This window comes from Arcobacter pernae, from assembly GCF_049472135.1.
In the GTDB taxonomy this organism is placed as follows: Bacteria; Campylobacterota; Campylobacteria; order Campylobacterales; family Arcobacteraceae; genus Arcobacter_B.
The window spans coordinates 13,051-25,290 of the sequence record NZ_JBMOVV010000005.1 but is presented as its reverse complement, the minus strand read 5'-3'; the positions used below and the strand labels follow the sequence as shown (position 1 = coordinate 25,290).

Annotated in this window: 11 protein-coding genes; 4 read left to right on the top strand and 7 right to left on the bottom strand. The window is 26.4% G+C overall.

All coding sequences use genetic code 11. From position 1 onward, the window contains the following. Positions 1–24: 24 nt before the first annotated feature. On the top strand, positions 25–1,833 hold the full coding sequence (locus tag ACH5BF_RS07155) for a GGDEF domain-containing protein (protein WP_423273527.1): 1,809 nt from the start codon (positions 25–27) through the stop codon (positions 1,831–1,833). Between the two features lie 9 nt (positions 1,834–1,842). Here the strand turns inward: ACH5BF_RS07155 and feoB are convergent, their stop codons facing one another. Both feoB and ACH5BF_RS07145 read right to left on the bottom strand, forming a co-directional pair. Beyond that, the gene (gene feoB / locus ACH5BF_RS07150) at positions 1,843–3,963 is read right to left on the bottom strand and encodes a ferrous iron transport protein B (RefSeq protein WP_423273700.1); all 2,121 of its coding nucleotides are present in this window, start codon (positions 3,961–3,963) and stop codon (positions 1,843–1,845) included. Continuing rightward, the gene (locus tag ACH5BF_RS07145; protein ID WP_423273526.1) at positions 3,963–4,187 is read right to left on the bottom strand and encodes a FeoA family protein; all 225 of its coding nucleotides are present in this window, start codon (positions 4,185–4,187) and stop codon (positions 3,963–3,965) included. Before ACH5BF_RS07145 ends, feoB begins: the two co-directional genes overlap by 1 nt. Before the next feature lie 170 nt (positions 4,188–4,357). Here ACH5BF_RS07145 and ACH5BF_RS07140 point away from each other — a divergent pair, with 170 nt between their 5' ends. Then, complete coding sequence (locus tag ACH5BF_RS07140) at positions 4,358–4,801, top strand: Fur family transcriptional regulator (protein ID WP_423273525.1); 444 nt, start codon at positions 4,358–4,360, stop codon at positions 4,799–4,801. A 25-nt stretch (positions 4,802–4,826) separates the two neighbouring features. Here the strand turns inward: ACH5BF_RS07140 and ACH5BF_RS07135 are convergent, their stop codons facing one another. The 5 genes from ACH5BF_RS07135 to ACH5BF_RS07115 all read right to left on the bottom strand — a co-directional run bounded on the left by ACH5BF_RS07135 (position 4,827) and on the right by ACH5BF_RS07115 (position 8,216). After that, entirely contained in the window at positions 4,827–5,321 is a 495-nt protein-coding gene (locus tag ACH5BF_RS07135) for a flavodoxin (protein WP_423273524.1), read from the bottom strand. A 17-nt stretch (positions 5,322–5,338) separates the two neighbouring features. Further along, positions 5,339–6,106, bottom strand: a complete 768-nt coding sequence (locus ACH5BF_RS07130; RefSeq protein WP_423273523.1) for a hypothetical protein — start codon at positions 6,104–6,106, stop codon at positions 5,339–5,341. Next, a complete protein-coding gene (locus ACH5BF_RS07125) occupies positions 6,106–6,441 on the bottom strand; it encodes a DUF2325 domain-containing protein (protein ID WP_423273522.1) in 336 nt (111 codons plus the stop codon). Before ACH5BF_RS07125 ends, ACH5BF_RS07130 begins: the two co-directional genes overlap by 1 nt. Positions 6,442–6,680: 239 nt before the next feature. After that, positions 6,681–7,769: an Opr family porin gene (locus ACH5BF_RS07120; protein WP_423273521.1), complete on the bottom strand. Its 1,089-nt coding sequence runs from the start codon at positions 7,767–7,769 to the stop codon at positions 6,681–6,683. 147 nt (positions 7,770–7,916) lie between these two features. Continuing rightward, positions 7,917–8,216 (bottom strand): hypothetical protein, encoded by a 300-nt coding sequence (locus tag ACH5BF_RS07115; protein ID WP_423273520.1) that lies wholly within the window; start codon positions 8,214–8,216, stop codon positions 7,917–7,919. A 152-nt stretch (positions 8,217–8,368) separates the two neighbouring features. Between ACH5BF_RS07115 and ACH5BF_RS07110 the strand changes: the two genes are divergently transcribed. Next, positions 8,369–9,283 carry a cytochrome-c peroxidase gene (locus tag ACH5BF_RS07110; RefSeq protein ID WP_423273699.1) on the top strand — a complete coding sequence of 305 codons (915 nt, stop codon included), beginning with the start codon at positions 8,369–8,371 and terminating at the stop codon, positions 9,281–9,283. Further along, a complete protein-coding gene (locus ACH5BF_RS07105) occupies positions 9,283–12,123 on the top strand; it encodes an EAL domain-containing protein (protein ID WP_423273519.1) in 2,841 nt (946 codons plus the stop codon). The genes ACH5BF_RS07110 and ACH5BF_RS07105 overlap by 1 nt, the downstream gene beginning before the upstream one ends. Positions 12,124–12,240: the final 117 nt, after the last annotated feature.

The window sequence follows — 12,240 nt, the reverse complement described above, 5'->3', positions numbered from 1 at the left end:
TATATTTTATTAAAGAGGATTATAATGACAATTAACAAAAAAATATTTCTACTTTTTACTTCTTTATTCTTACTTTTGCTAATATCCATTTATTTTATTATAAAAGATAGAGAACATAGTCTTTTAGTATTTGAAGATAAATTAATCGAAAATAGGGTTGTTAGTTTAAAAAAAGTTTTAAAAACAAAAAACTTTATATTAAAAAATATAGCTTATGAGTATTCAAAGAATCAAATTATTATTGATATGCTAAAGCAAGATATTCCTTCAAAAGAGTTTTATGAAATCGCTTCTAATTTAGATATCTCATATTTTATTGTTTTAAATAATGAAAAAAAGATAGTTTATAGTGAACTGTTTGATACTAGTTCTAAAGAGTATATGAGTATTGCAAATAGTATTAAGTATTTTTTTGAAGATGGAAATCTTGATAACTATCTTCAAATGAAAGAGAAAATAAAATTTACAACATTTGAGTATGAAAAACTAATTTTTAGTTTAGAAAGAGTTGAAAACTTAGGTTATGTATTTGTAGCCAAATCTTTAAACTCTGATTTTTTAAATGAACTATCAAGTGCATTGGATGTTTATATATCTTTACTTCCTAGTTATACTTTAAAAGATGATTATAAAACTATAAAGGGTTTTGATTATGATATAAATAGAGAAGAGGATAGTTTATATATTGATATAAAAATAAATGATTATATAAATGATAGCTTTTTTTTATTAATGAAAATGAAAAGAGAGATTTATAATGAAATAAAGAATAGTAATACTCTTTTATTTCAATTGTTTTTTACTTCATTTATTATCTTTACTTTTATAATTTTTGTATTTATAAATAAGATTTTTACTAGAAGAATTGAAATGCTTTCAAATACTGTAAAACTTGTATCAAAAGATAAAAATCTAACACAAAAAATAGAGCTTATTTATGATGATGAAATTACTTATCTTACAAAAAAAATGAATGAAATGTTTAGAACAATCCATGATTCACAATCTTTAAAAATTAAAAAAGAAAGAGACTTCTTACAATCAGTACTTGATTCTCAACAGCATATTATTTTTATAACAGATGGAAGTGAAATCCATAGTGTAAACAAGAAGTTTTTGGATTTATTTAAAAATAGCAATAGCTTTATGAGTAATATTGCAATTTTGGATAATCAAGCCAAATTAAATCTTTTAAATATTGCTAAAAAACACTCAACTATTGATAAGCCTGCTAAATTTACTATAAATAATAGTGAGGAAAAATATTTTGTTTTTGATATATCAAAAGTTGAAATCGCAAAATATATAGTTTGTATGAATGATGTATCAAACTATAATAAGAAAATAAAAGAGCTAGAAAATAAAGCAACTATTGATGAGTTAACTTCTTGTTACAATAAAAATACAATCATTGATTATTGTAAATGTTGGTTAGATATAAAAGATTTTGGTTTAATAGTAGCTGATATTGATAAGTTTAAAAGTATAAATGATAACTATGGTCACTTTATTGGAGATTGTATTTTAAAAGATGTTGCTAGTTTATTAAAAGATCATTTGCATAAAGATGATTTAATTGGAAGATTTGGTGGTGAAGAGTTTATCATAGCAGTAAATACATCTCAAACAAATTTAGAAAGTATTGCAAATAGATTAAGAGTCTTAATAGAAGAAAAAGAGTTTATTTATGAAAAGTATAATCTAAAAATCACATCAAGTTTTGGATGCGTATATTGTGATAGAGGAAAAGAGTTTGAAGAGTATTTTAATATGGCTGATGAAGCTTTATATGAAGCAAAAAACTCTGGAAGAAATAGAGTTGTTATAAAATAGTAGAGGGCTTTAGCCTACTACTATTTTTGTAATGTTGTATGCAATAAATGATAATATCCAAGCAGTTGAAGTCGTAAATACAAATAAATAACCTAGATATCTCCATCCTCCTGCTTCTTTTGTAAATACCATTGAAGCAGCTAAACATGGAAGATAAATCATTACAAATACTATAAATGATATTGCTGATGCAAATGGTATATTGTCTTTAATCTTTTCAATCAGACCTTTTGAATTTTCGTCATGGTCTTCTCCTAAACCATATAAAATTCCAAGAGTTGATACTACAATCTCCTTTGCAGCAAGACCAGTTTCAAGTGCAACTGACATTCTCCAGTCAAATCCTAATGGTTCAAACACCGGTTGAGTAGCTTTTCCAATAATCCCTAAATAAGAGTTTTCTAAATTATACATAGAAAGTTCATTTCCTAAGCTATTTTTTTCTTCAAGTGAAGTAGCAAGTTCAATTTTCTTTTCATACTCTTGTTCTACTAGAGGGTATTTAGGATAGTTTGATGCAAACCAAATTAAAATAGAAGCTGCTAAAATATATGTACCTGCTTTTTTCAAGTACATTAAAGCTTGATTTGAAACAGTGTGCCAGATAAGTTTAAAAGATGGCATTCTATATTTTGGCATTTCCATTACGAAAGGTTCATCTTCACTTTTAAATACTACAATTTTAAGAAGTTTTGCTGCAAATAATCCAAGAATTGCTCCACTAATGTAGATTATAAATAAAATATTTCCTGCATTTCCTTCTTTGAAAAATGCTCCCACAAAAAGAACATAAATAGGAAGTCTAGCTCCACAAGACATAAATCCTATAATAAAAAGTGTAAGAAGCCTATCTTTTTCATTTTTTAGTGTTCTTGCTGCCATATAAGCAGGAACAGAACATCCAAAACCTGTAACTAAAGGAATAAATGATTTACCATGAAGACCAAACTTATGGAAAAAACCATCTAATAAAAAAGCAACTCTACTCATATATCCTGTTGTTTCAAGTAGGGCAATTCCTAAAAATAAAATTACAATGTTTGGTAAAAATAAGATTACAGAACCAACTCCAGCAATTGCTCCATCTGCTATAATAGAACTTATTTGACTACTCCCTAAAACTTCTTTTGTATTATCAATTAGTGATGCAAAAAATGCATCAATCATATCCATTGGTATATTTCCAATTTCAAAAGTAAGTTGAAATAATCCCCACATTAAAAATAAAAAGATTGGTAAACCAAATATTTTATGAATTAATAAAGAATCAATTTTCTCTGTAGTTGTTTTTACAATAGTTTTTTCTTGTTTAACAGTCTCAGTTACTGCACCTTTTGCAAAAGCAAATCTCTCATCACTAAATATATCATCCATATTTTTAGTATCATAATGAATATATAAATGCTCAAAAGCATGACTTAATACAGGTTGTAGTTTTACCCAGATTGGTTCATCATGAAAGAGTTTATAAGTTTGTTTATCTTCTTTTAAAAGTTTTATAGCAAGTTGTCTATATGTTTGTTTTGTTCCAAAAGAGTTCTCTTCCATAACTTTTGTTAAGTTTGAAATCTCTTCTTCCATTGCATCAGAAAAAATAAGTTTAGTTGGAAGTTTTTTTGATTCATACTTTTCTACTATATTTTCAAGTAAAACTTTTATACCCATATTTTGTGCAGCACTTGTTTTTATACAAGGCTTCCCAAGAATTTTACTTAGTTGTTTTTCATCAATATGAATTTTCTCTTTTTTCGCTTCATCACTCATATTTAGAGCAATAATCATTTTTTTATCAAGGGCTAAAAGTTCAGATGTAAGATATAAGTTTCTCTCAAGATTAGTTGAATCTAATACATTTAATATGATATCATAAACAGAATTCTCTAAATACTCTTTAGTTACCTTTTCTTCAATTGTATAATCATTTAAAGAGTAAGCACCAGGTAAATCTGTAATTTCAATTTTATAGTTTTTATAATTTAAAAAAACCTCTTCTTTTGTAACTGTAACACCTGAAAAGTTACCAACTTTTAATCTTGCATTAGAAATAGAGTTAATAAGCATTGATTTCCCAACATTTGGTTGACCAACTAAAGCTACTTTTATTACTTTTTCTTCTTTAAAATCTTTTATTAACACTTTTCAACCTCAATATTTGAAGCTTCTTTTAGTCTTAATGCAACTTTTGTACTATTTATTTTAATCTCTATTGTACTTTTTGTTAGTGTAACTTCTTCTACTGAGATTAAAGCACCTTTTACAATTCCAAAAGAGTAGAACCTATTTTTTAAAATGGGTTCACAATTTATAGATTTTATTATTGCTTTATCTTTTATATTTAACTTGTCTAAAGTCATTATTAAACCTTATAATTAATAATGATTATTATAATATAATAATACTTACTTATACTTAAAATCCTAGTTTTATTGTAAATAAGAAATATTAGACGAAAATATTTAGTATTTGTAATTTTGGGAAACTTTAGCTATACTTTTAGGCATTATAAATTTAAGGGCAAATTTTTATGGTAGATAACGAAGAGATAATAGACGAACTTAAAAAAATTGTAAAACAAAAAGGTTTAAAATACACAGAACAAAGAGAGATTGTTTTAAGTATTCTAATAAATGCACAAGATCATTTAACAGCTGAAGAAGTTTACAATGAAATTAAACAACAATATCCAGATACTAATATCGGAATCGCTACAGTATATAGAGCACTAAGCTTTTTAGAAGAGGTTGATTTAATTGCTTCTATTAACTTCGGTACAGATGGAAAAAAATATGAGAGCAATGCTAAATCTCATCATGACCATTTAATCTGTACTTCATGTGGCAAAATTGTAGAGTTTTTAGATGATGAAATTGAGAAAAGACAAGAAAGAATAGCTAAGAAAAATAAATTTAAAATTACTAGTCACTCAATGCAACTTTATGGTACTTGTGAAACTTGTACTCAAAACTAAAAGTTTAAACTTTTAGTTTTGTTTTTTATAAGATATCATTTTTGATATCTTCACTCCAAGATTTAATTCTATCATCTGTTAAATCATCTTGATTATCTTCATCAATTACTAATCCAGCAAATTTACCATCTATTTCAGCTTTTGATTCATCATAATCATAACCATCAGTTGATGTAAATCCTATAACATTAGCACCTTTTTGGCTTACTTGTTCATAAATGATTCCTAGTGCATCTGCAAATGTATCACCATATCCTTCTTGGTCACCTAAAGAGAATAACGCTACTGTTTTTCCAGAAAAATCCACTTCACTAAACTCATCCCAAACTTCATCAAAATCATCATTAAGTTCACCATCACCCCAAGTTGAGCAACCAATAATTACTTTTTCATATTCTGCAATTTTGTCAAGATTTGAACTTAAATCAAAAACTTCAATTCCATTTAACTCTTCTGCAATTTTATTTGCAATCTCTGTTGAATTTCCTGTACTTGTTGTATAAAATATAGCTGTTGCCATTAAAAAAATCTCCTGTTTTATCTAATAATTGATCTTAAAGAGTACGGTATTGCTTTTATTTGGTACTCTTTGTTTTTTAATTCATCTACAAATATTGGTATTTGTTTTTTAAACTCATCATCTTTTGGATAAGCTAAATATACTTGATTGTATTCTCCTTTTTTTATTGACTTAATAGCACTTTCTAATTCATCTTTGATATTAGGATTTTTAACTTCAATATTTTTCCATGATGTATAGATTTTTAGTTTACAAATATCTTTTGCTTCAATACATATTGAATCACCTAAATCTATTACATTTTTGTCTTTATGAAGTTTTCTTACCTTATCTAGGACAAACTCATGAAATAGTAAATGCTTATCAATAAGTAGCTGCATATTATTATTTATGAAACAATGAGAAATTAGTCTTGCAGCTGGAATTAGGTTTTTACTTGTTACGAATTTAGTATTAGTATTTTTGTTTAAATAGTTATTAATAATGATTGTAGAGTTTGCACAAAATCTGAAACTCTTTGAAAACTTGTGTGTTCTTACATATGAATTTGGAAGTAAGCTTTTTATTTTATATGTAAATACATCTTTTAATGGATGTAAACTTAGTTTTTTTTGCTCATATTTTGAAAAGTTACAGTATGGTCTTAATACATAATTACTTAGATTTAAAAATAGTTGTCTAAGTGTGTATATTGAATTAAAACTATCAAATCCTTTTGGTAAGAACTCTTTGTTGTTATCAAATCCTAAAAAATCATCACAGTAGTTAAAGTAATTAAATTTCATTATATGTCCTCTTTTTTTGAACAGTTTGCATAGCACTGGCTACAATCTTTTATTCCCATTATTTTTACATACTCATCATATACACAAGAAACAGATCTTTTTGCACATATAAATGGGATATTTTTTCTTTTAGCTTCATTCTTATATTTAAGCATAGTATTGTGATTTAAAAATGAAGTAAGCATTACTATACAATCAGTATCCATAGGAACTTTTTTCTTAGGAGCTGAAGATTTTTTTCTTGCATCCCAATGATTTATAGTTTTTGCACCAAGGTTTTCTAACATATTTAAAATAGGAGATATCTTATCCCCTCCAATAACTAATACACTCATTTTACTTCCTTTAGCAAGTACAACCAGTTGGTTTTACTAAATCTTTTTTATTTTTAATTTCGTAACAAGTAATCATTATAAATCCTTTCATATTGATAATCATTATTAGAATACTACAAGAAGAAAACTTAAATATATATTAATATTGAGAACAATTATCATAATTGTTGAAATTTAAAATAAAAAAAGGGAAGAAAGTAGATTCTTTCTTCCCTTTTAGTTTAAATATTATTTAAATATTAGAATGAATAAGCTAAGTTTACAGCAACTTTTGATTTATCATTGTTAGATTCTAAAGATAAATCTGTATAAGTAATATCAGCAGCTAAATTCTCAGTAAATGAGTATGCAGCAGCGATTGTTAATTCTTTATCTTCTTTATTTGAACTATCATTGTCAGCTATTGCATATAATGCTGATAATTCTACATCCGAGATAGTATATCCAGCAGTTGCATAAACTGTATTTGTATCTTTTGCATATACATAATCTCCTAGTTCTTCAGTAGGATCAATATTATCTCCAAATGCAGAAATTGAAGCAACACCAGCATCTTTATCTGTAGTGATATACCCAGCTGCTAATGATAATCCAGCAATTTTAGTACTTGCTTCTAAGTGTGCAATAGAACCATCTTCTTGTCCTGCAACTTTTTCAGAACTTGTAGCATAGTGAGCAGTTACTCCAAATACATCAGTTTCATATGTTGCTTTTAAACCATAGAAGTTTGCTACATCTTCAGCAGAATAGTAGTATGGATTTAACATCACATTTTCAATACCATTAAATTTAGCATCAATTACATATGCTCCATCTTTAGTAACATCAGCAAATTTTTTGTTTTCATCAACACCTACTGCTGCTTGTCTTGTAGTATATCCAGCAACTAATGTTGTATTAGGGATTAATTTTGATGATGAGATAACAACTGCTTCATTAAAATCACCTAACCACTCTAAATCAATCTCTTGTCTACCAACTTTTACTGTTAAGAAATCATTTGAATATTCGATATTTGCTGTATTAATTACTGCATCGTTTTCAAACTCACCCTCATAGTCTCCAGCTTCTTTTTCTGAAAATTCATGATTTGCTCTAAATCCTGCATTTAATTTAAAACCATTTAATGAATCAGTTTCATAGTTTAATCCAATACTTCCTGCTGTAAATCCAGAATCATTTGTTCCTGCTGTTTTATTCTCAGATTGATGATGAACAGATACATCTCCTGAAACTTTTCCATTTTTGAAAGCTTCATCTACATTATTTGCTGCATATGCAGCACAACTTAATACTAGAGTACTAGCAATAATACTTAATTTTTTCATTTATTTATGTCCTTTATTTGAATTTTTAGGAGAAAAATTCGAAATTTCGATGGAATAATATATAATAAAAAATTAAAGTATACTTAATTATGATTATGATTATCAATAAGGAAAATTAAAAAAAGAGAAGTAAAAAATAGAAAAGAACTATTTTTTACTTTGAGGTACATATTTAAAAAATATGTATAAAACTGCTACCATAGCAACTACAGTCACTACTGACATGATACTTAATTCTACTTCTGGACCTGCACCTCTTTGGTAGTTTTTAGGCATAAATAAAAACATTGTAGAAAGTAGCATAAAAGAAGAAGTGATAACTGCAATTAGGTGAGCAAAAACTTTATGTAGTTTTGTAATATAAAAATCTTTTACCATTTTCCATGTGATAAATGCTGCTGATAAAACTATTACTAAAACTATGATTTTTTCGTATTGTGGTTCCAATCTCTTTCCTTAGTTAAAAAGTTTTATATTTTATGGATAATATACTTAAATAAGGCTTTTTTCATTTAGCTTTGAAATATATATAAGTTTATTTAACAATAAAGTAAAATAGTACTATAATACTAACTATAAAAATAACGAAGGTAAATAACATTTTTAAACTATCTTTTTTAATAATAATTTTAATTTGTACTTTTTTAAATGGCTCAAATATACAGCCTATACCTACTAATTTAGATATTAATATCAATAAAGCAAAACTTGGTGAAAAGCTTTTTAATGATAAAAGATTATCTTTAGACAATAGTATCTCTTGTGCTTCATGTCATATTTTAAGTGATGGTGGAGATGATAATATGGTTTTTGCAGTTGGTATTGATGGCAAAGTAGGTGATATTAATACGCCTACAGTTCTAAATGCTGTATTTAATTTTAGGCAATTTTGGGATGGTAGAGCAAAAACTTTACACGAACAGGCTTTAGGACCAATTGAAAATCCTATTGAGATGGGAAGTAATTTTAAAGTATTAGTTAATAAGCTAAATAATACTGAATATAAAGCCCTTTTTGATGAGATATTTAAAGATGGGATTACTAGAAAAAATATTGTAAACTCTATTGCTGAATTTGAAAAAACTTTGATTACTCCTAATTCGCCCTTTGATAAATACTTAAAAGGCGATGTAAATGCTATTACAAAAGAACAAAAAGAAGGTTATGAGCTTTTTAAAAACAAGGGTTGTATTGCTTGTCATAATGGCGTAAATGTGGGAGGGAATTTATATAGTAAATTTGGTGTTATGCAAGATGCTTTAAGTGGAAATTTTGGAAGATACAATGTTACAAAAAAAGAGAAAGATAAATACTATTTCAAAGTACCAACCTTAAGAAATATAGAACATACGGCTCCTTACTTTCATGATGGAAGAACTTATAGTCTACATGATGCAGTAAAAATGATGGCTCTTTATCAAATAGGTAGACCAATAAGTGATGAACAAATTAATAAAATAGTAAGCTTTTTAAATTCACTATCAGGTGAGTTTCCTAAAGAAGGTATGAAATAATGTTTTTAAAAGCAAAGAGTATTTTTATATCTTCAATAGTTATAACATCGCTATTATTATCAGGTCTTTTTTTATATTTGTTCAAAATAGAAAATAGCGTAAAAAACTACGATAGTTATAAAAATAGTTTAATAAGTCTTTTACTTATAGAAAAAGACTTTACAAATTTCTTTCATAAAAATAGTAAATTAATAAATTTTGATTATATCGTATCAAAAACAAATGAATTTGAAGAACAATTATCATTTTTAGAAAAAAGTGATATAAAAAAAGATTTTGGAAATAACTTTACTTTTTTGCTAAAAGATATACAAATAGATTATTTAAAAAAATCTGAGTTGATTGAAGATTATAAATCAAGGCATTCAACAAGGCTTAACTCTATACATTATCTATTTGATTTAAATAGTAGTATTACTAAAGATAGTAATTTCGATAAAAAAATTAAAGCTGAAGTTAGTCAAGTAATTTTTTTATTAGTTCAAGATTATGTAAATGTAAATGAGAATGAAAAAGTTATAAAAGAGCATGTTTCAAGGCTTACTGAACTAAGTAGTGATAAAAAAATAGACTATTTTGTAAAACATACTTTAAAAGTTTTAGAGTTAAAAAAAGAGCTTGCTGTGATATTAAAAAAATCTAATGAAATTGATTTAAATGCAAGTATAACTAGAACCGTTAACAGTTTAGAAATTAGTCATGATAAAGAGATGTTTCATCAGTTGATTATTGCTCTTATGTTTTTTATTTTTTCTGTAATTTTGATTATTGTGATGATAAAACTATATTTAAATACCTTAAAAATTCAAAATGAATTACAAGCATTTAAATATGCTGTTCAACATAGTGATAACTCTGTTGTATTAACAGATGCAAATAAAAATATTTTATATGTAAATGAGATTTTTGAAAGTAACTCAGGGTATGAAAAATCTGAAGTTTTAGGTAATAAACCAAAAGTATTACAGTCAGGATTGACACCACAAAGTAGATATAAAGAGCTAGATGAAAATCTAAGTAGAGGTGAGAAGTGGGAAGGTGAGTTTATAAATAAAAGAAAAGATGGTACTATTTTCTATGAAAAAGCTTCTATCGTTCCAATCTTTTTAAATGGTGAAGTTATAAACTATCTTGCAATTAAACTTGATATTACAAAATATATTAGACAGCAACAAGAATTAAAAGAGTCTGCTATTGTATTTGAAAATACTCAAGAAGGAATTCTTATTATTGATAGAAGTGGTGATATTATCAATGCTAATAAAGCTTACGAGACTATCTCTGGATATTCTATAAAAGAGTTAATAGGAACTAAACCTAATGTTCTTACTACAAATAGACAAGATAAGATGTTCTATAAAAAAGTTTTAAGTCATCTAAATAAATATGGACACTTTAAAGGAAAAGTTAGTGATATCGCAAAAGATGGTACTTTAATTCCTACTTGGTTAAATATAACGGCTGTAAGAAATAAAGAGGGTAAAATTCTTAAATATATCTCAATACATACTAATCTTCAAGAGATTATAGATACTCAAGAAAAAGCTGATTTTTTAGCGTACCATGATAGTTTAACTTCTTTACCAAATAGAGTTATGCTTGAAGAGCATTTAAATCATGTTATTGATGTATCAAAAAGAAATAATTATTCGATTTCACTTCTTTTCTTAGATTTAGATAGATTCAAAATTATTAATGATACTTTAGGGCACAATATTGGTGATAAATTATTAATTGAAGTTTCATCTAGAATAAAATCTGTTTTAAGACAATCTGATATGTTAGCAAGAATGGGTGGTGATGAGTTCGTAATAGTACTAGAATCAGCAAAAAATAAAAGTAGTGCAGCCTTTGTATGTGAAAAGATTTTAGAGATAGTAAAGCAACCTGTTAAAATTGATAATTTCAAGTTAAATACGAGTGCTAGTATTGGTGTTGCTATGTATCCAGATGATGGAAAAGATATGCAAACTCTTATTAAAAATGCTGATACAGCAATGTATTACGCAAAAAAACAAGGTAAAGATACTTTTGAGTATTATGATGAGAAGTTATCTGAAGATGTTCATGATCAGCTAGTAATAGAACAAGCTTTAAAACAAGCAGTTGAGAAAAACGAACTATATTTAAACTATCAACCTCAGTATGATTTACATTCTAAAAAGACTAAATCCTTTGAAGCTTTAGTTAGATGGGATTGTGAAAAACTTGGATTTGTTTCTCCTGCTTCATTTATTCCAGTTGCTGAAGATACAGGATTGATTGTGCCAATAGGGGAGTTTATTTTTAAGAAAGCATGTGAAGACTTCATGAAGTTTAAAGAGATTGATAGAACACTTGAGTATATAGCTATTAATATTTCAAGTGTACAGTTTAGATCAGCTGATTTTTTAAGTAAAGTAAAATCTATTATTAATGAGGTTGGTATAAAACCTAATCAAATTGAGCTTGAGTTAACTGAAAGATATATTATGGATTTTGGTGAAGATAGTATCAAAATGCTAAATGAATTAAAATCTCTAGGTTTTAAAATGTCTATTGATGATTTTGGTACAGGTTATTCTTCTATGAGTTATCTATCTAAACTTCCTGTAGAAACAATCAAAATTGATAAAGCTTTTATTGATAATATTCCTAAAAATAATAGTAATTTACAAATATCAAAAGCAATAATAGCTCTATCTAAAAGTCTAGGATATAAAACTGTTGCTGAAGGAATAGAGTATCCAGAACAAGAAGATACATTAGCTGATTTAGGATGTGAAATTGGACAAGGGTATTTTTATTCTAAACCTTTAAGTTTTGAGGATGCAAAAGAGACATTAGCACAAAATATGTAATTTTGTTACAATGTTATTACTGTTGTTATAAAATATAAAAAAAGTGTTGAAAAATCTAATCTATAATGATAAAATTTTTATTAAATAATCAAATGGTATTATAAAAGGGGATTTTGA